The sequence below is a fragment of the Streptomyces sp. NPDC006309 genome (assembly GCF_040613095.1).
In the GTDB taxonomy this organism is placed as follows: domain Bacteria; phylum Actinomycetota; class Actinomycetes; order Streptomycetales; family Streptomycetaceae; genus Streptomyces.
This window is the reverse complement of record NZ_JBEXRO010000005.1, coordinates 68720-88272: the sequence shown is the minus strand read 5'-3', so window position 1 is coordinate 88272 and position 19553 is coordinate 68720. Positions and strand designations below refer to the sequence as shown.

The window sequence follows — 19553 nt, the reverse complement described above, 5'->3', positions numbered from 1 at the left end:
GCATGTACGGATACGGCCAGCCGATGGACGGGGGCACTGCCCAGCAGCAGTACGCCCCGCCGCAGCAGCAGATGCCGGGCGGTGCGGGCGGGTACGGCCAGCAGCCGCCGCTCTACCCGGAGCCGTCCCCGCCCTCGCTCGCGGACGCGGTGCGCGCCTTCACCACCGGCCAGCTGGCCGCCGAGGACTTCCAGCAGATCTTCGCCACCTCGAAGGTGTACTGCCCGCGCGGCGACACCCCCGGCTTCCTGGCCCTGCACAACACCCAGCAGCCGGTGATCCCGATGTTCACCTCCCTCAAGGAGCTGCGCCGGTACGCGGGCAAGGAGTCCAAGTACTTCGTCATCACCGGCGCCGAGGTGATCGACCTGCTGCCGACCGGCTACGGCTTCGTCCTGGACATGGAGGGCGAGCACCGGATGGTCTTCGACGCGAAGGCCGTCGAGCAGATGGTGGACTTCGCGATGCGCCGGATGTACGGCGGCTGACCGACCCCGTCGTGACCCAGGCCGGACGAGTGGCCCGGAGGGAATGCCCTCCGGGCCTTTCTTGTTCTCAGGAGCAAGAAGTTCAATCGTCAACTAAAGTAGGCCGTACCAAGGAGGTACCCATGCCTGCAGTGACTGTCGAGAACCCGTTGACGCTGCCCCGTGTGACCGCTCCCGCCGACGCCGTGGCACGTCCCGTGCTCACCGTGACAACCGCGCCGAGCGGTTTCGAGGGCGAGGGCTTCCCGGTGCGCCGGGCGTTCGCGGGGATCAACTACCGCCACCTCGACCCGTTCATCATGATGGACCAGATGGGTGAGGTGGAGTACGCGCCGGGCGAGCCCAAGGGCACCCCCTGGCACCCGCACCGCGGCTTCGAGACGGTCACTTACATCATCGACGGGATCTTCGACCACCAGGACAGCCAGGGCGGTGGCGGCACCATCACCAACGGCGACACCCAGTGGATGACGGCCGGTGCGGGCCTGCTGCACATCGAGGCGCCGCCGGAGTCCCTCGTCGTGTCCGGCGGCCTCTTCCACGGCCTCCAGCTGTGGGTGAACCTGCCGGCCAAGGACAAGATGATGGCGCCCCGCTACCAGGACATCCGTGGCGGCAACGTCCAGCTGCTGACGACGCCCGACGGCGGCGCGCTCCTGCGCGTCATCGCCGGTGAACTGGACGGCCACGCCGGTCCCGGCATCACGCACACGCCGATCACGATGGTCCACGCGACCCTCGCGCCGGGTGCGGAGGTCACGCTGCCGTGGCGCGAGGACTTCAACGGCCTCGCGTACGTCCTCGCGGGGCGGGGCGCGGTGGGCGCAGAGCGCCGCCCGATCCGCCTCGGCCAGACCGCGGTCTTCGGCAACGGCGGATCCCTGACGGTCCGCGCCGACGAGGCACAGGACTCCCACACGCCGGACCTGGAGGTCGTCCTCCTCGGCGGCCGGCCGATCCGTGAACCCATGGCGCACTACGGCCCGTTCGTCATGAACACCCGCGAGGAACTCCAGCAGGCCTTCGAGGACTTCCAGAAGGGCCGCCTGGGCACGGTCCCCGCGGTCCACGGGATGTCGGAGGGCGGGCTGTAGGCGCCCGTCCCGCCCGAAAAGTTCCCCCGACGAGCCCCGTCCGACCACGGACGGGCTCGGCCGCGCCGGCCCGCCGTCTCACCCGCCCGGCCCCTCTTCGCAGGACAGGCACCGGGGTCTGTGGTCGGGTGGGGGTGTGCTTCTGTTGCCCGCGGCCGTTCGGCGGCTCGCTGCCTGGTGTGTCGTGCTGCTGCTCGTCGCCGGGGTGGGCTGGGTCGGGGTGCGGTTGTGCGGGGAGTTGCGTACGGCCGTCACGCCGGTGCTGCTCGCGCTGCTGGGAACCGCGCTGCTCGGGCCGCTGTACCGGCGGATGGTGCGGGCCGGGGTGCAGCCGTCGGTCGCGGCCGGGCTGACCTGCGTCGCCGTGGTGGCCGTCGTCGGCGGGGCCCTGTACATCATCGTCGCCGCGCTGATCGACACCGGCGGACAGATCGTCGCCTCGCTCCGGGACGCCGCCCACAGCGTCACGCGGCACTTCGGGGTCTCCGGGGCCGGGCTCGGTGACCTCTCCGGCAACGCGCGCACGCTGCTGGGCAAGTTCGGCGGCACCGCCGTGTCCAACGTCATCAGCGGGGCCGGTGTCGTCGCCGAGACCGTCGCCATGGCCGTGCTCGCGCTGCTCCTCGTCTTCTTCTTCCTGCGCGACTCCCACCGGGCCGTGGCCGCCGCGAGGTCCCTCGCGCCCGGCGGCACCGCCGACACCGTGGAGGCCATCGGACGGCGGGCCTTCGCCGCGGTCGAGGGGTTCATGCGCGGGACCACCCTCATCGCCCTCATCGACGCCCTGTGCATCACCGTCGGGCTGCTCGTCCTCAGGGTGCCCGGCGCGGTCGGGCTGGGCGCGCTGGTCTTCGTCGGTGCCTACGTCCCGTATCTGGGGGCGTTCGTCTCCGGTGCGGTGGCCGTGCTGGTCGCCCTCGCCGACCGGGGGTTCGTCATCGCGCTGTGGGTGTTCGCGGTGGTGCTCGCCGTGCAGCTGCTGGAGGGGCATGTGCTCCAGCCGGTGATCCAGAGCCGGACCGTGCAGATGCACCCGGCCGTGGTACTGCTGGCGATCACCGCGGGCGCCTCCGTCGCGGGCGTCCTCGGCATGCTCCTCGCGGTCCCGCTGACCGCGGCGGCCTTCGGCGTCGTACGGGAGCTGAGGGAACGTCACACGGCCGGGCCCGGGCCGTCCGCCGGCGCGTCCGGCGGCTCGTAGAGGACGAACCAGATGCTCTTGCCCTCGCCCCGCGGGTCCACCCCCCACGCGTCCGCGAGGAGTCCGATCAGCATCAGGCCGCGGCCGGAGGAGGCCAGTTCGCCGGGGCGGCGCTTGTGCGGCAGGTCGTCGCCGGTGTCGAAGACCTCCACCCGCAGCCGCCGCCCGCCGCCCTCGCCCGTGACCTCGGCGAGCAGCAGCGCGTCGGCGTCGGTGTGCACCAGCACGTTGGTGACCATCTCGGAGACCAGCAGCACCGCCGAGTCCACCTGCTCGGCCGACGCCCAGTCGTGCAGCAGGTCGCGCAGGTACTGACGGGCCTCGGCGATCCGCTCGGGTTCGTCCTGCCCCACCGACAGCAGGGTGCGCCGCACCCTGGGCCGTACGGCCGTGCTCCGCACGGCGGCGCTCCCGTAGCCGCCGTCCTCGCCGGGCCGGCAGAGCAGCAGCAGCGCGATGTCGTCCTCGCGGCGGTCGGCCAGCGGGCCGGTGGTGTGGTGCGAGGACGGTCCGTGCACGCCCTGCACCAGCGCGTCGGCCAGCGTCTCCAGGTCGTCCCGGTGGTCCTCCAGGATCGCCCGCAGCCGGTGCCAGCCGGTGGCCATGTCGTGTCCGCCGGTCTCGATCAGACCGTCGGTGCACAGCATCAGCGTCTCGCCGGGTTCGAGCGCGAACCGGGTCGTCGGGTAATCGGCGTCCGGGTCGATGCCCAGCGGCAGTCCGCCCGCCGTCGGCCGCAGCATCACCGTGCCGTCGGCCATCCGGATCACCGGGTGCGGGTGCCCGGCGCGGGCGATCTCCAGCATCCCGGTCGCCGGGTCGACCTCGCCGTACAGGCAGGTCGCGAAGCGCAGGTCGGTCATCTCCTCGTCGTGCGTGATCCCGTGCAGGAAGCGGGAGGCGCGGGAGAGGACGGCGTCGGGGCGGTGTCCCTCGGCGGCGTAGGCGCGCAGCGCGATGCGCAGCTGGCCCATGAGCCCGGCCGCGCGGACGTCGTGGCCCTGGACGTCGCCGATGACCAGCGCGAACCGGCCGGAGGGCAGCGGGATCATGTCGTACCAGTCGCCGCCGACCTGGAGTCCGCCGCCGGTCGGGATGTAGCGGGCGGCCACCCGCATGCCCGGGATCTCCGGGCCCAGCGAGGGCAGCATGGAGCGCTGGAGGCCGTCGGTCAGCTCCCGTTCGGTCTCGGCGGTGCCGGCCCGGGACAGGGCCTGGGCGAGCATCCGGGCGACGGTCGCCAGCACGGCCCGCTCGTCGGGCGTGAACGCCACCGGATAGGTGAAGCCCGCCATCCAGGTGCCGATGGTGCGCCCGGCCACGGTCAGCGGCAGGAAGGCCCAGGACCGGCGGGCGAAGTGCCGGGCGAGCGGCCAGGTGGCCGGGTAGCGGGCCTTGTACTCCTCGGGGGAGGACAGATAGACCGCGCGGCCGGTGCGGACCACCTCGGTCGCCGGATAGTCGGTGGTCAGCGGCATGTACGCGAAGGGGCCCATGTCGCCGGGCTGGTGCCCGTGCTGGCCGGTGATGGTCAGCCGGTCGCCCTCGACGCCGAACAGGATGAGTCCGTCCGGGGAGAACCCCGGCATCGACAGGCCGGCCGCCACGCGCAGCACCTCCTCCGTCGACCGGGCCTCGGCCAGCGCCCGGCCCGCGTCCAGCAGGAACGCCTCCCGGGAACGCCGCCAGTCGCCGGTGACCGCGCTGCGGGCCGCTGCCGTGCCCGGGATCGGCTCGGTCACTTCCTGAAGAGTGCCGATCAGCTCGTACGCCCGCCGCTCGGGGTCGTAGGACGGCTTGGAGCGGCTGCGGACGACCCGCAGGACGTCGCCCTGCTCGTCCATGATCCGGATCCGGACCTCGGCGAGGGTGCCCTCGGCGACCGCCAGCGGCACCACGCCGGTTATCTCGTTCCAGTCGACCGGGTGCAGCCGGGCCCGGGTCTGGGCCTCGGTGAGGGTGACCGGCTTCGCGGGCAGCCCGAGCAGCCGGGCCGCCTCCGCGTCCACGGTGACCAGCCCGGTTGCCGTGTCCCAGTGCCACATCCCGGTCGCGAGGGCGGCGAGGACGTCCTCGACGGACGGGAGGGGCTCGCCTGTGCGCATTGCCCCACTTTAGGAAGATATGACCGATGACTGCCACTGTAGGCGGGCGGACGGTAATGGTGGGGAGCCGATCATGGGCCGCCCGGTACCCTTGACGGGTCCGGGCCCCGTGCCCGTTCCCGCCGGTCGGAGAGCCGGCGGGAGAAACCCCACCACGAAGGACGATGAACGACGATGCATCGGTACAGGTCCCACACCTGCGGCCAGCTCCGCGCCTCTGACGTCGGCACCGACGTCCGGCTGAGCGGATGGCTGCACAATCGGCGCGACCTGGGCGGCATCCTCTTCATCGATCTGCGCGACCACTACGGCATCACCCAGCTGGTCGCCCGCCCCGGCACCCCCGCGTACGAGGCCCTGGACAGCATCTCCAAGGAGTCCACGGTCCGCGTCGACGGCCGTGTCGTCTCCCGCGGCAGCGAGAACGTGAACCCCGACCTGCCGACCGGCGAGGTCGAGGTCGAGGTCGCCGAGGTCGAGCTGCTGGGCGCGGCCCAGCCGCTGCCCTTCACCATCAACACCGAGGACGGGGTCAACGAGGAGCGGCGCCTGGAGTACCGCTTCCTGGACCTGCGCCGCGAGCGCATGCACCGCAACATCATGCTGCGTACGGCGGTCATCGGCGCGATCCGCCAGAAGATGACGGCGCTCGGCTTCAACGAGATGGCGACCCCCATCCTGACGGCCACCTCCCCCGAGGGCGCCCGCGACTTCGTGGTCCCCTCCCGGCTGCACCCGGGCCGGTTCTACGCCCTGCCGCAGGCCCCGCAGCAGTTCAAGCAGCTGCTGATGATCTCCGGCTTCGACCGCTACTTCCAGATCGCGCCCTGCTTCCGCGACGAGGACGCCCGCGCCGACCGCTCGCCGGGCGAGTTCTACCAGCTCGACGTCGAGATGAGCTTCGTGGAGCAGGAGGACGTCTTCCGGCCGATCGAGCAGCTGATGACCGAGCTGTTCGAGGAGTTCGGGGGCGGACGCCACGTCACCTCGCCGTTCCCGCGCATCCCCTTCCGCGAGGCGATGCTCAAGTACGGCTCCGACAAGCCGGACCTGCGCGCCAAGCTGGAGCTGGTGGACATCACCGACGTCTTCGAGGGCTCGGAGTTCAAGGCGTTCGCCGGCAAGCACGTACGCGCCCTGCCGGTGCCCGCGGTCCAGGACCAGCCGCGCAAGTTCTTCGACCAGCTCGGCGACTTCGCCGTGACGCTGGGCGCCAAGGGCCTGGCCTGGGTCCGCGTCGGCGAGGACGGCGCGCTGTCCGGCCCGATCGCGAAGTTCCTCACCGAGGAGAACGTCGCGGAGCTGACCAAGCGGCTCTCCCTGGCCCCCGGCCACGCGGTCTTCTTCGGCGCGGGCGAGTTCGACGAGGTCTCCAAGATCATGGGCGCGGTCCGCGTCGAGGCCGCCAAGCGGGCCGGCCACTTCGAGGACAACGTCTTCCGCTTCTGCTGGATCGTCGACTTCCCGATGTTCGAGAAGGACGAGGAGACCGGCCGGATCGACTTCTCGCACAACCCGTTCTCCATGCCGCAGGGCGGCATGGACGCGCTGGAGAACCAGGACCCGCTGTCCGTCTTGGCCTGGCAGTACGACATCGTGTGCAACGGTGTCGAGCTGTCCTCCGGCGCGATCCGCAACCACGAGCCGGACATCATGCTGAAGGCCTTCGAGATCGCGGGCTACGACCACGAGACCACCGAGCGCGAGTTCGCGGGCATGCTCCGCGCGCTCCGCTTCGGCGCCCCGCCGCACGGCGGCATCGCCCCGGGCGTGGACCGTATCGTCATGCTCCTCGCGGACGAGCCCAACATCCGCGAGACGATCGCCTTCCCGCTCAACGGCAACGCCCAGGACCTGATGATGGGCGCCCCGACCGAGCTGGAGGAGTCCCGCCTGCGCGAGCTGCACCTGGACATCAGGAAGCCGCAGCCGAAGTAGGCGGCACGGCACTGCCGGTGCGCGCCGATCCGTCCTGACCCGCTCCCGACGATCGGCGCGCACCGCCGCTAGACGCCGGCGCCCGGGCCGGCCGAGTCGTCGCCGGCGCCCCCGTCCTCGTCCTCGCCCCCGTCCTCGTCCCCGTCCTCGTCCTCGTCCTCGGCGTCGGGAGAGGCTCCGTCCTCCAGCAGCCGTTCGGCGATGTCGTCGGACCAGTGCTGGGCCCAGGCGCGCAGGGCGGCGATCCGCTCACCGTCCAGGCCGAGGCGGAGGAAGTCCGCGTCGGCGTAGAAGTCCGTTCCGGTCAGCCGGGACTGGAGGGTGGGCAGGTCGAAGGGGTCGTGGGCGTGCCGGCGCCCCAGCTCCTCCAGCCGCGGCAGGGAGAACCGGTCCGCCGCCGCCCGCGCGTCCACGAGATCGACGGCCGCGCCCCGGTCGTACAGCGCGCGGATCTTCGTACCGACCGCGTCCTCCAGGGAGAGCGCCAGGCCGTACCCGGTGAGTTCCGGCGGCTGCCAGAACACCTCCCTGTGCAGCGTGAGCGCGCACTCCTCGCCGCTCACCGGGTCCGTGACCACCAGCTGCGCGGTGAGCGCGGTGCCGGCTCCGGTGCGCACCTGCCGCCCCCGCGCCTCCAGCGCCGCGCCGACGGCGGCGGCGATGTCCTCCATGGCCCCGGAACTCTCCGTGGCGAGGTCGAGATCGGCGTGCGGGCGCCGCAGCAGCCCGTGGGCCTGGAGGGCGTACCCGCCGGCGAGCAACAGGCCGTACGCTCCGCCCGCCGGGACGACGTCCGCGAGGAGGCGGTGATGAGGTTCGGGGATGTCCACGGGGAGATCATTTCCGGCTTCCCGCCACGCACACGCGACGCTCGGCGCCGCGGGGCCGCCGGGCGCCACGGATCACCCGGAAGAAGTGCGCCGTCCGGCGGCAACCTTCCGGCGGGCGGCGCCCACTGAGGGAGCGTAAGACTCGTTCAGCAGACCCGTAAGGACTCCTCCGTGGCAGCTCCCTCCCACCGCCGGTCCCTCCGCGGGCGGCGCACCCTCGCCGTGTCCGCCGCCGTGGTGGCCGCCGGTGTCGGCGCCGGGGTGTTCGTGATGACCGCGAACGCCGACGCCGTCGACCTGTACCACCAGACGCTCCCCGCCAAGGACGGCTGGGCCGCCGCCGGCACCGGGACCACCGGGGGCGCGAAGGCCGACTCCGCGCACACCTTCACCGTCACCAGCCGCGCCCAGCTCGTGAAGGCGCTCGGCTCGGCCTCCGACACCGCGCCCCGCGTCATCGAGGTCAAGGGCACCATCGACGCCAACACCGACGACAGCGGCAAGAAGCTGACCTGCGCGGACTACGCGGCCGGCACCGGGTACTCCCTGGCGGCCTACCTCAAGGCGTACGACCCCGCGACCTACGGCCGCTCCAAGCTGCCCGCCGGCACCCAGGAGAAGGCCCGCGCCGCCGCCCAGGACAAGCAGGCGAAGAACATCGTCTTCAAGGTGCCCGCCAACACCACGATCGTGGGCGTGCCCGGCACCGGCGCCGGGATCACCGGCGGCAGCCTCCAGGTGAAGAACGTCGACAACGTCATCATCCGCAACCTGGCCTTCTCCGCCACCGAGGACTGCTTCCCGCAGTGGGACCCGACGGACGGCGACGACGGCAACTGGAACTCCGCCTACGACGCCGTCACCCTGCGCGGCGCCACGCACGTGTGGGCGGACCACAACTCGTTCACCGACGCGCCCCACCTCGACCGGGCCAACCCCAAGTACTTCGGCCGCGAGTACCAGATCCACGACGGCGCCCTCGACATCACCAACGGCTCCGACCTGGTGACCGTCGAACGCAACCGGTTCACCGACCACGACAAGACGATGCTGATCGGCTCCAGCGACAAGGACAGCACCGGCAAGCTGCGGGTCTCCATCCACCACAACGTGTGGAAGGGCATCGTCCAGCGCGCCCCGCTCGCCCGCATCGGCCAGATCCACGTCTACAACAACGTGTACGACACGACGACCGCCGACGGCTACGCGCCCCTGTACAGCATCAACTCTCGCGCGAAGGCCCAGGTCGTCGCCGAGGACAACTACTGGACCGTGCCGTCCGGCGGCAAGGTCGCCAAGCTGCTCAGCGGCGACGGCACCGGCTCGGTCGCGGGCAGCGGCAACCTCGTCAACGGCACGGCCACCGACCTGGTCGCCGCGTACAACGCCGCCTCCTCGAAGAAGATTAGGACGACGGTGAACTGGACCCCGACGCTCACCGCGGGCCTCCAGACGTCGGCGAAGAACCTCCCGACGGAACTGGCGACGACCGCGGGTGCCGGTGTGCTGAAGTGACCCGGTAGCCCCGGAAGGCATGCGAAAGGGCGCCGAGCACCCGGCTCGGCGCCCTCAGCGCGGCGCGGTCAGCCCTCGCCGCCGCCGAAACGCTCCTTGTACGTCGCCAGGTCCTCGTCCGTCAGCTTGGCGAACAGCACCGGCGGCACCGTGAACGGGGTACCGGCCGGGACGGAGGCCAGGGCCTTCGCCTCGTCGGCGGTGACCCAGGCGGCGGTGTCGTCCGGCAGGGCGAAGGCCGCGCGCATCACCGCCGAGCTGGCCGGGATCAGCGGCTCGGAGACCACCGCGTACAGGTGGATCAGGTTCATCGCCGTACGCAGGGTGAGCGCAGCGCCGTCCTTGTCGGTCTTGATCTCCAGCCAGGGTGCCTTCTCCTCCAGGTAGGAGTTGCCGGCCGACCACAGGGCGCGCAGCGCCGCGGCGGCCTTGCGGAACTGGAGGGCGTCCATCTGCTCCTCGTACTCGGCGAGCAGCCGGGCGATCTCCTCGCCGAGCCTCGTCTCCGCCTCGCCGGGCGTGCCGCCGGCCGGTACGTCATCGCCGAAGCGCTTGCGGGAGAAGGACAGCACGCGGTTGACGAAGTTGCCGAGGGTGTCGGCGAGGTCCTTGTTCACCGTGGCGGTGAAGTGCTCCCAGGTGAAGGACGAGTCGTCCGACTCGGGGGCGTTGGCGACCAGGAAGTAACGCCAGTAGTCGGCGGGCAGGATGTCCAGCGCCTGGTCGGTGAAGACGCCCCGCTTCTGCGAGGTGGAGAACTTGCCGCCGTAGTACGTCAGCCAGTTGAACGCCTTGACGTAGTCGACCTTCTTCCACGGCTCGCGCACGCCCAGCTCGGTGGCCGGGAACATCACGGTGTGGAAGGGGACGTTGTCCTTCGCCATGAACTCGGTGTAGCGGACGGTGTCGTCCGCCTCGTACCACCAGGACTTCCAGTCCCGGATCTCCCCGTCGGGGGCGGCGTCCGCCCACTCCTTCGTCGCACCGATGTACTCGATCGGGGCGTCGAACCAGACGTAGAACACCTTGCCCTCGGCTGCCAGCTCCGGCCAGGTGTCCGCCGGCACGGGAACGCCCCAGTCCAGGTCACGGGTGATCGCGCGGTCGTGCAGCCCCTCGGTCAGCCACTTGCGGGCGATGGAGGAGGCGAGCTGCGGCCAGTCGTCCTCGTGCCGGGCGACCCACGCCTCGACCTCGTGCTGGAGCTTGGACTGGAGCAGGAAGAGATGCCTGGTCTCGCGGACCTCCAGGTCCGTGGATCCGGAGATCGCCGAGCGCGGGTCGATCAGGTCGGTGGGGTCCAGGACGCGGGTGCAGTTCTCGCACTGGTCGCCGCGGGCCTTGTCGTAACCGCAGTGCGGGCAGGTGCCCTCGACATAGCGGTCCGGGAGGAAGCGGCCGTCGGCCGGGGAGTACACCTGGCGGATCGCCCGCTCCTCGATGAAGCCGTTCTCGTTCAGCTTCCGCGCGAAGTGCTGGGTGATCTCCACGTTCTGCGGGCTGGAGCTGCGGCCGAAGTAGTCGAACGCCAGCGCGAAGCCGTCGTAGATCGCCTTCTGCGCGTCGTGCGCCTGCGCGCAGAACTCGTCCACCGGCACGCCCCGCTCCTTCGCGGCCAGCTCGGCGGGGGTGCCGTGCTCGTCGGTCGCGCAGATGTACAGGACGTCGTGGCCGCGCTGGCGGAGATACCGGGAGTACACGTCCGCCGGGAGCATGGACCCCACCATGTTGCCCAGGTGCTTGATCCCGTTGATGTACGGAAGGGCGCTGGTGATGAGGTGTCGAGCCATCGCGGGCTGCTCCCAGGTCGGGGGGTTGTACGAACCTTGAAATCGTAGCCGAGACGGGTGGGCCGCCCGCTTCCCGTTTTGCAGGGTGGGAAGGGGCGGCCGGGTCGCGCGGTGGTGGCGCGGTAATGGCGCGGGCGGTGGCGGGGTGGGTGACCGGCTGGTCACGGGCGCCAGGTGGCCAGTACGCCCTGGTACAGCTCGGTGTCCGTCAGCTCGCGGGGTGTCGGGCCGGCGTGGAAGAAGGACGTGTTGCCGGTCTTCAGCTTGCGCAGATAGTCGAAGGCCTTGTTGTCGTGCTCACCGAAGGCGACGAAGGAGAAGAAGACGGCAGGGTGGCCGGCCGCGGCCTTCGTCAGGGACTGGGTCGCCGGGGTCTTCGCGTCCGGGGCGCCGTCGGTCTGGAAGACGACCAGGGCCGGGGTGCCGGGGGCGGCGTTCTCGTCGTAGTGCGCGAGTACGGCGTCCACGGCGGCGTGATAGCTGGTCCGGCCCATACGGCCGAGGCCCGCGTGCACGTCGTCGATCTTCGTCTCGTGGTCCTTGGTGAGGGTGAGGTCGGTCGTGCCGTCCACCTCCGTGGAGTAGAAGACGACGTGGACCGTGGCCTCCGGGTCCAGGTGGGCCGCGAGGGCGAGGGTCTGGTCGGCGAGGGCCTGGGCGGAACCGTCCTTGTAGTACGGGCGCATGCTCGCGGAGCGGTCCAGCACGAGGTAGAGCTTCGCCCGGGTGCCGGTGAGGTCGGTCTTCTCGAGGGTGGCTGCCGCGGCCTTGTACGCGCTGGCCAGGGCGGGGGCCGCGCGCTTCAGCTCCGCGAGGGGGAGGGCGGAGGTTGCCTTGCCGGCCTCGGCCTCGGCCTCGGTCTCGCTTTCGCCTTCGGCGTCGGTGTTCCCTCCCGCACCACCCGTGCGGGTCGCGTCGTCGGGTGCGGGTGCTTCCTGCGGGGCGCCCTCGCCGTCGGCGGCCTGCGGCTGCTCCGGCTGCGGGTCCGCCTCGGCTTCGCCTTCGGCGTCGGTGTTCCCTCCCGCACCACCCGTGCGGGTCGCGTCGTCGGGTGCGGGTGCCTCCTGCGGGGCGTCCTCGCCGTCGGCGGCCTGCGAGGCCGTCGTCTCCGGTGCTTCCCCGGTGCCGGCCCCGGCCGCCGTCGGCTCCGGGGTGTCCTCGCTCGCGCTCGACACCGGTTCCGGCGCCGACTCGGTCGTCTCGGCCACCGGCGTGCCCTGCTCGGGCTCGGGCTCCGCCTCGGTGGCCGGGACGGTGCGCTCGGCCTCCTCGGCCGCCGCTGCGGGCGTCCGCGTGTCCTCGGCCGTCGTCCCGGCGGCCTTCGTGCCGGTCGGCTCCGCCTCGGTCTGCGCCTCGGCCGTGAGCGGCTGCTCGGTGGGCTCCGGACCGACCTCGACCATGGGCGGCTCCTCGGCGGCATCCCCCGTCAGGGCCGTCTCCTGAGCCGTCTCCTCAGGCTCGGCCTTCTCTTCGGCCGCGACGCCCTCAGGCTCGGTGTCCTTCTCGGCCGCCACCTCCGCGTCAGCCGCGACCTCAGGCTCGGTCTTCTCCTTGGTCTCGGCAGCGTACTCAGGCTCGGAAGCCTCGTCAGTCTCGGCGGAGACCTGCGCCTCGGAGATTCCCTTTGCCTCGGCAGCGACCTCTGCCCCGGTAGCTCCACCGGTCTCAGCGGTGACCGTCGGCTCGGCAGCCTCAGCGGTGACCGTCGGCTCGGCAGCCTCAGCGGTGACCCTCGGCGCGACAGGCTCAGCGGTGACCGTCGGCTCGGCAGCCTCAGTCGCGACAGCCGGCTCGGCAGGCTCAGCGGTGACCGGCTCGGCAGCCCCCTCGGTCTCGGCCGTGAACCCGGCCGTGGAGTTCTCCGTCGCCGTCGTCGTCCCCGTCGGGGCCGGGGTTTTCACCTTGTCGAAGGCCGCTGCCACCAGTTCGTGTTCGTCGGTGGGGGCCGGGGTGGTGGGGTCGGGGGTGCGCTCGGGGGACCGGTCCGCACCCTCCGCCTCGGTGGCTCGTGCCTTGCGTGAGCGGCCGAACGCGTTCCGCAGGAGAGTGAGAATGCCCATGTAGCAACCCTTCGCGTGAGTTGTAGCCCTTAAATCACTGGCCAGGACGGACACGTAAGGTTAGCGGCCCCGGATGGCCGGTCCGCGTCAGTGCGGGGACGTGATGGAGCGGGCCGCGGCCAGCTCCTGGCGCAGGGGTTCTAGGACGCTGCCCGCCGGGCCGGTGAGGTCGGTGCGGACGGCGGTCAGGGTCTCCGCGCCGCGCAGGGCCTCGGACAGCTCGCGCAGTTGCAGGGTGACCTGCGCGATCTCGACGCCGGAGGGGGCCGCGGCGCCGTGGCGGACGCGGACGCGGGCCGCTGTCGTGGCGTCCACGACGCGTTCGACGGCGACGACGAGCGGCCACCACGCGGCGGCGCGCCGGCCGGTCGGCGGGGGTTCGGTCAGGGCCCGCTGGAACTCGGTGCGGATGACGGACAGGTCGCGGTAGAGGCGGCGGCGCATGCGGGCGCGGGCGGCGGGGTCGGGGGCGGGTCCGAAGGCGGCTTCGACGTAGGCCGCCGTGTCGGCGACCGCGTCGGCCAGGCGGGCGCCGACGCGGGTGTGCCAGCTCTCGGGCCACAGGAGGTAGCCGGCGATCAGGGCGATGGCGCAGCCCAGGAGGGAGTCGGTCAGCCGGGGGAGCAGCAGGGCCGTTCCCTTGTTGTTCAGGATGTCGGAGAGGAGCAGGATCACGGGGGTGATGGCCGCGGTCTGGTAGCCGTAGCCCCGGGGGGTGAGGGCCGGGATCAGGGGGGCGAGGAGGAAGAGCGCCGGGACGTCCCACCAGCCCAGCGGGACCCCGGCGAGGACGACCGCGGCGACGACCAGGCCGGCCACCGTGCCCACGGCGCGCAGCAGGGCGCGGGAGAAGACCGAGCCGAAGTCGGGTTTGAGGACGAAGGTGATGGTCAGGGCGACCCAGTAGGAGCGGGGGACGGGGATGAGGGAGACCAGGGCCTGGGCGATGCCGATGCACAGGGCGAGGCGTACGCCGTAGCGCCAGGAGTTGGCGGACAGGACGACGTCGCGTGCCGCGCGGGCGGTGCGGACGCGCAGGGCGGCGGGGCGGCCGAGGCGGTCGTCGGTGCCCCGGGGGTCGACGTCGGGGCGGGCGACGACCTCGGCGGCGTGGCGCAGCGCGTGGTCGACCGCGCGGCCCGTCTCCGTGGTGGCGAGGGGGAGGGTGAGGGGGGTGGGGGGTGTCCGTCCGGTTTCGACGGCGTCCGCCAGGCGGTTCAGTGCGGCGGGGATCGCCTCGGGGAGGGGGCGGGCGGCCAGGTGGGCCGCGGGGGCGGCCTCGATCAGCGGGGTGATCGCGTTCAACTGGGCGAGCATCCGCGTCAGTTCGGGACTGCGGCCATGGTGGCGGGCGCGCCGGGCCAGGATCAGGTCGTACGACTGGTTCAGGGACTGGGTGACGGTGCGGCGGGCCTCCTCGTACTCCTCGGCGCGGTCCGTGCCGGCGGCGGTGAGGAGGGCGGCGACGGCGCGGTAGGCGGCGGCGACCGCGGCGCGTTCGGGGACGCCCGCGCGCAGTGGCCAGGCCAGCAGGGCGAGCAGGAGGATCAGCAGGCCGCCGCCGGTCATCAGGGCCGGGGCCAGCCACCAGGGGGAGGGCAGCGGGAGGCCCGCGCCGATCACGCAGTTCAGGAGCAGCAGCAGGCCGGAGACGGAGGCGACCGCGCCGATCGTGGAGATCATGCCGGAGAGCAGGGCGACGCCGGTGACGGTGGCCACCGCGTACCAGCCGTGGCCCTGCGCCAGTGCGCCCAGGGCCACGCCGGCCGCGCCGAAGAGCTGCGGTACGGCGATGTTGAGGATGCGCATGCGGTAGGCGTCGGCGGTGTCGCCGATGACGCCGGAGAGGGCTCCCATGGAGGCCAGGGCGCCGTAGGCGGGGTAGCCGGCGGCGAGGCCGAGGGCCAGGGGGAGGGACATGCCGAGGGCGGCGCGGGCGAGGGCGGGCCGGTTGAGCGGGGCCTGCTGGGGTCTGAGGTTCCGGATCAGCCAGTCGGGAGGGGTGAGGCCGATGGGGAACTCTCGGGACATGCGCCCATTATCGCCGGTTGGATCGCCGCCGGTTCAGGTGCGCCGGCGCAGGGTGAGGTCCACGACGAGGGCGCGGTGGTCGGTGCCGGCCAGGGACAGGAAGCGGGTGCCGGCCGCGGTGAAGTCCCGGGAGACCAGGACGTGGTCGGTCTGGACGCCGATGACGGAAGCGGTGCGCGACGGCCAGCTGGGGACGCGGTCGTGCCCGGTGAGACGGGCCGCGTCGGTCAGGCCCGTGTCGAGGATGTGCCGGAAGGCCGCGTGGTCCTGGGAGGCGTTGAAGTCGCCGGCGAGGACGGTGGGGGTGCGGGGGCCGGCGGCGGCGAAGGCGCGGAGCCGGCCGAGTTCGCGGCGCCACACGCCGACCTGGCCCGGCAGCGGCGGCATGGGGTGGGCGAGCTGGAGGCGTACGGGGTGGCCGTGGACGTCGGCGACCGCGCCGGGCATGCCCAGGGCGCCGTGGACGCCGGAAGCCGGGGTCAGCGGGTAGCGGCTGAGGACGAGGGAGCCGCGGGAGCCGTCCGCCTCGACGGCCCGGCGGTGCGGGTAGCGGATGCCGGCGCCGTCTTCCAGGGCGGCCCGGCAGCCGGTGTCGCATTCCTGGACGAAGACGACGTCGGGGTGCCGGTCGCGCACGGCACGGACGAGGGCGGGGGTGGCGTGGCCGAACCCGACGTTGGCGGTGAGGACGCGGAGGGCGGCGAGGGGCGGGCCGCCTGGCTCAGCGGTCCTGCCGTACGGCTCCACGTACCAGGCGAGCAGTGCGAGGACGGCGAGCGCCCAGACCAGGCCCGTCCACCAGCGGGTGAGCAGCGCGCACAGCAGGGCGAACGCGGCGGGTGCGAGCAGCCAGGGCAGGAAGGCGAGCAGCTGGGGCACGGGGGTGATGCCGTCGGTGCCGGCGATCCGGCAGCCGATGACCGCGCTCACCGCGGCGAGCAGCAGACCGGCACACCAGGCGCCGGGCCTGCGTCCGCGGTGCTGGGTCACGGGGACGAGCCTACGATCACCCGTCGAGCCGCGCCAGGAAGGCGGCCAGGGCCCGGTTGAACTCCTCGGGCCGCTCCAGGTTGGGCAGGTGGGCGGCGCCGTCGATGACGTGCAGGACGGAGTCGGGCAGGGCCGCGTGCAGGGCCTCGGCGTCGGGGACGGGGGTGTAGGTGTCGTCGGCGCCGACCAGGACGAGGGCGGGCACGCTCAACCTGGTCAGCAGGGAGCGGTAGTCGGGGCGTTCGGCCCGGCCGCGCAGGGCCGCCGCGGCGCCCTGCGGGGAGGTGGCCGTCATCATGCGGTGGACGTGCGCCTTGACCTCGGGGCGGGCATAGGGGGCGACCATCTTCTCCAGCACCTCGTCGGCGTAGCCGCGCATGCCCTCGGCGAGCAGCCGGCCGGCCATGGCGTAGCGGGCGCGCCGTCCGTCGGGGGTCTCGGCGGCGGCGAAGGTGTCGGCGAGGACGAGGCCCCGGACGCGGTCGCCGAGGCGGCCGGCGCACTCCATGGCGATCTGGCCGCCCATGGACAGGCCGGCGAGGGCGAAGGTGTTCACCCCGAGGTGGTCCAGGAGGGCGGTGATGTCCTGGGCGTGCCGGGAGAGCGGGACCGGGCCGGGGGTGACGGGGGAGGCGCCGTAGCCACGCAGGTCGGGGGCGATCACCCGGCGGCCGGCGGCGAACTCGGCCAGCTGCGGCTGCCACATGGTGCGGTCGAAGGGGTGGCCGTGGATCAGGACGAGGGGAACCCGGGAAGACGTTACGGGGCCTTTGTCCTCGTGGGCGAGGCGGGAGGGCATGAGCCGACCCTAGGCCGGGCCGTCACTCGGTGCAATAAGATCTTTGCGCTCGGTGCAATGCCAAGAGGCCGACGGACGGGGGAACTTGTGGACGACTACCGGCGCATCGCCGACCTGATCGCGCGGGACATCACGGGTGGCCGGCTGCGGCCGGGGCAACGGCTGCCGCCGCAACGGGCGTTCGCGCGCCGCCGGGGCATCGCGCCGTCGACGGCGGGCCGGGTGTACGCCGAACTCGTGCGCCGGGGACTGGTGGTGGGCGAGGTCGGACGCGGCACCTTCGTGCGGGCCGCCGCCCCGGACCCGCAGCCCGGGCACGCCCTGGCCGAGGCCGCGGGGTCCGCGCCCGTCAACCTGGAGCTCAACTACCCTTCCGCGCCGGGCCAGTCGGAGCTGCTGGCGCCGGCCCTGGCGCCCCTGCTGCGGCCGGACGCGCTCGGCCAGGCGCTGCGGCCGGCCGCCGCCGCGGGCACCCCGGACGCCCGGGACGCGGTCGCCGCCCTGCTGGCCCGGGCCGGGCTGCCGGCCCGTCCGGAGCGGATCCTGTTCACCGGCAACGCCCGCCAGGCGATCGCCGCCACCCTCGCCTCGCTGGTCCGGCCCGGCGGCCGGGTGGGCGTGGAACCGCTGACGTATCCGCTGGTGAAGGAGATCGCGGCCCGTCTCGCCCTCACGCTCGTCCCGCTCGCCACGGACGAGGAGGGGCTGCTGCCCGGTTCGGTCGTCGCCGCGCACCGGGGCGCGCCGCTGTCCGCCCTGTACCTCCAGCCGACCCTGCACAATCCGACCTCGCGCACGACGGGTGCCGGGCGGCTGCGGCAGCTGGCCGACACTGTCCACAGCCTGGGGATACCGGTGGTCGAGGACCGGATCTGGTCCTTCCTGCACCCGGGCGGCACCCCTCCGCTCGCCGCGCTGGCACCGGAGCGCGTCCACCTCGTCGACGGCCTGTCCAAGCGGGTCGCACCCGGCCTCACCGTCGGCTTCACCGTCGTACCGGACGACCGCGTCGACGCGGTCGCGCGGGCCGTCCGGTCCGGTGGCTGGAGCGCGGGCGGCTTCGCGCTGGAGGCGGCCGTACGGTGGCTCGGCGACGGGACCGTGGACCGGCTGGTGGCCGCCAAACAGCGCGACGCGCGGCGGCGGCAGCGGCTGGTCGCCGAGAAACTGGCCGGCTTCGCCGTGCGCTCCGATCCGGCCGCCTACTTCGCCTGGTGGGAGCTGCCCGCACCGTGGCGCGCCGACACCTTCACGGCCGCCGCGCGGGCGCGCGGCATCGCCGTCACCCCGGGTACGGCGTTCTCGGTCGGCCCCGGCCGGACCCCGGACGCGGTCAGGCTCGGGCTCGCGTCGGTGCCGGAGCAGGAGCTGGCGCGGGCGCTGGCGACCCTGGCCGGCGTCGCCCGGGACGCGTCAGGCGCAGGTACCGGGTGAGCCAGGCGGTGAGGGCCACCGCGAGACCGAGGCCGAGCAGCAGCCAGGCCACGGTGCGCAGGCTGCCGGTGAGGGCGTCGTAGACGGCGCCCGCGGCCGGATGGGGCACCCCGGCGGGCAGGCCGGCGAGGGTCAGGCTGCGGCCGGCGGCGAGGCAGCCGGCCAGCAGGGCGCCGCCCAGGGCCGTGCCCAGCGCGGTCGCGGTGACGGCCCGGCGGCGGCGGACGGCGAGGGCGATCCCGCCGACGGCGAAGGCGACGGCCGCCACCGGCAGCCAGAACCCGGCGACTTCGAGCACGTAGAACCCCTTCCGGAGCGCGGTCAGTTCGCCCGCCGGGAGCACGGCGACCGCGGTGTGCTGCACCGGGATGCGCGCGGCGAGCGGCACATGGTCGTGGGTGAGCTGGCGTTTGACCTGGGCGGTGACGGGGGCCAGGTCGACGGTGACGTCGCGGTCGTCCACCCCGCGCAGGGCGCGCAGGACGGCGTCGTGGGTGACCTGGTTGCCGGTGTCCCAGGCCAGCCGGAAGGCCCGGGTCTGGGTGAAGGAGCGCACCGCGTCGCGCACGAACGGGCGTACCGGGCCGGGTACCGGCGGGACGTCCAGGTGCCGGCCCACCGCGCGCAGGATGCCGTCGCCGACCGTGTCCGCGACGGCCTCGCGCACCGCCGGGTCGGCGGCGAGCGGCGCCATCGCGGTGACGTACCGGCCCGTGTCGGCGAGCCCGTACGCCGCCCAGGCCGCCAGTGCGCCGAACGGCACCAGGAGGCCCGACAGGGCGATCAGTACGGCCGACAGGGCGGTCCTGAGGCGTGGGGGCACGCTTCCAGGCAACGGCCCGAGGCGGCGGCGCGCGAGCGGGACGACTGCGTTCGGGTGGCCGACGACCCGTTCGGCGCAGCCGAGTTCCCGCTCTCCGGTGGAGGGTTCGCCCGAACGGGTGTTTCCTGGTGCTGGGGAGAAGGAGGCGGGTGCAGGCCCGTCACGGGGCGAACGCCCGCGCGGCGCCCGGCACTCGGCCCACCGCCCCACGCCGGCCGTACCCGGGACGGAGACGCCCCGCACCGTCCGCGGCGGAGCCTCCCGGCGCCGTCGCCCCGCGCACCGGCGGCACCGGCCGGCACCGGCGCACCGGCCGCGCCCGTCGCGGTGACGCCGGTCGGCACCGGACCACCGGCGGGGCCCCCTGTCCGGTTCCTCAGGATCGTGGAGCCGGACAGGGACCGGTGCCCCGCACCGGCCGCGGCGGAGCCCCCCGGCGCCGTCGCCCCGCGCAC

14 protein-coding genes are annotated in these 19553 nt (G+C 73.3%); 6 read left to right on the top strand and 8 right to left on the bottom strand.

Features of this window, described 5'->3' with window-relative positions:
- Positions 1 to 2: 2 nt before the first annotated feature.
- The 3 genes from ABZ117_RS09490 (at position 3) to ABZ117_RS09480 (ending at position 2783) form a co-directional block, all read left to right on the top strand.
- Positions 3 to 488: an SseB family protein gene (locus tag ABZ117_RS09490; RefSeq protein WP_356818959.1), complete on the top strand. Its 486-nt coding sequence runs from the start codon at positions 3 to 5 to the stop codon at positions 486 to 488.
- Between the two features lie 122 nt (positions 489 to 610).
- Positions 611 to 1582 carry a pirin family protein gene (locus tag ABZ117_RS09485; RefSeq protein ID WP_356818957.1) on the top strand — a complete coding sequence of 324 codons (972 nt, stop codon included), beginning with the start codon at positions 611 to 613 and terminating at the stop codon, positions 1580 to 1582.
- 136 nt (positions 1583 to 1718) lie between these two features.
- Positions 1719 to 2783, top strand: a complete 1065-nt coding sequence (locus ABZ117_RS09480; protein ID WP_356818956.1) for an AI-2E family transporter — start codon at positions 1719 to 1721, stop codon at positions 2781 to 2783.
- Here the strand turns inward: ABZ117_RS09480 and ABZ117_RS09475 are convergent.
- Complete coding sequence (locus tag ABZ117_RS09475) at positions 2735 to 4888, bottom strand: SpoIIE family protein phosphatase (RefSeq protein WP_356818954.1); 2154 nt, start codon at positions 4886 to 4888, stop codon at positions 2735 to 2737. The two genes, ABZ117_RS09480 and ABZ117_RS09475, sit on opposite strands and share 49 nt — an antisense overlap.
- 174 nt (positions 4889 to 5062) lie before the next feature.
- Between ABZ117_RS09475 and aspS the strand changes: the two genes are divergently transcribed.
- Positions 5063 to 6826 carry an aspartate--tRNA ligase gene (aspS, locus tag ABZ117_RS09470; protein ID WP_356818952.1) on the top strand — a complete coding sequence of 588 codons (1764 nt, stop codon included), beginning with the start codon at positions 5063 to 5065 and terminating at the stop codon, positions 6824 to 6826.
- A gap of 68 nt (positions 6827 to 6894) precedes the next feature.
- Here the strand turns inward: aspS and ABZ117_RS09465 are convergent, their stop codons facing one another.
- Positions 6895 to 7656: a hypothetical protein gene (locus tag ABZ117_RS09465; RefSeq protein ID WP_356818950.1), complete on the bottom strand. Its 762-nt coding sequence runs from the start codon at positions 7654 to 7656 to the stop codon at positions 6895 to 6897.
- 171 nt (positions 7657 to 7827) lie between these two features.
- On the opposite strand from ABZ117_RS09465, the gene ABZ117_RS09460 reads away from it, so the two are divergent.
- Entirely contained in the window at positions 7828 to 9171 is a 1344-nt protein-coding gene (locus ABZ117_RS09460; RefSeq protein WP_356818948.1) for a polysaccharide lyase family 1 protein, read from the top strand.
- 68 nt (positions 9172 to 9239) lie between these two features.
- Here the strand turns inward: ABZ117_RS09460 and metG are convergent, their stop codons facing one another.
- The 5 genes from metG to ABZ117_RS09435 form a co-directional block, all read right to left on the bottom strand.
- Positions 9240 to 10961, bottom strand: a complete 1722-nt coding sequence (gene metG / locus ABZ117_RS09455) for a methionine--tRNA ligase (protein ID WP_356818946.1) — start codon at positions 10959 to 10961, stop codon at positions 9240 to 9242.
- Positions 10962 to 11122: 161 nt separating this feature from the next.
- Positions 11123 to 13021: a VWA domain-containing protein gene (locus ABZ117_RS09450; RefSeq protein WP_356818944.1), complete on the bottom strand. Its 1899-nt coding sequence runs from the start codon at positions 13019 to 13021 to the stop codon at positions 11123 to 11125.
- 87 nt (positions 13022 to 13108) lie between these two features.
- On the bottom strand, positions 13109 to 15052 hold the full coding sequence (locus ABZ117_RS09445; protein ID WP_356818942.1) for an FUSC family protein: 1944 nt from the start codon (positions 15050 to 15052) through the stop codon (positions 13109 to 13111).
- A gap of 33 nt (positions 15053 to 15085) precedes the next feature.
- Positions 15086 to 16042 (bottom strand): endonuclease/exonuclease/phosphatase family protein, encoded by a 957-nt coding sequence (locus tag ABZ117_RS09440; protein ID WP_356818940.1) that lies wholly within the window; start codon positions 16040 to 16042, stop codon positions 15086 to 15088.
- A gap of 16 nt (positions 16043 to 16058) precedes the next feature.
- Complete coding sequence (locus ABZ117_RS09435) at positions 16059 to 16841, bottom strand: alpha/beta fold hydrolase (RefSeq protein WP_356818938.1); 783 nt, start codon at positions 16839 to 16841, stop codon at positions 16059 to 16061.
- An 87-nt stretch (positions 16842 to 16928) separates the two neighbouring features.
- On the opposite strand from ABZ117_RS09435, the gene ABZ117_RS09430 reads away from it, so the two are divergent.
- Positions 16929 to 18275, top strand: a complete 1347-nt coding sequence (locus ABZ117_RS09430; RefSeq protein ID WP_356818936.1) for a PLP-dependent aminotransferase family protein — start codon at positions 16929 to 16931, stop codon at positions 18273 to 18275.
- Here the strand turns inward: ABZ117_RS09430 and ABZ117_RS09425 are convergent.
- On the bottom strand, positions 18175 to 19098 hold the full coding sequence (locus ABZ117_RS09425; RefSeq protein ID WP_356818935.1) for a hypothetical protein: 924 nt from the start codon (positions 19096 to 19098) through the stop codon (positions 18175 to 18177). The genes ABZ117_RS09430 and ABZ117_RS09425 overlap by 101 nt on opposite strands.
- Positions 19099 to 19553 lie beyond the last annotated feature (455 nt).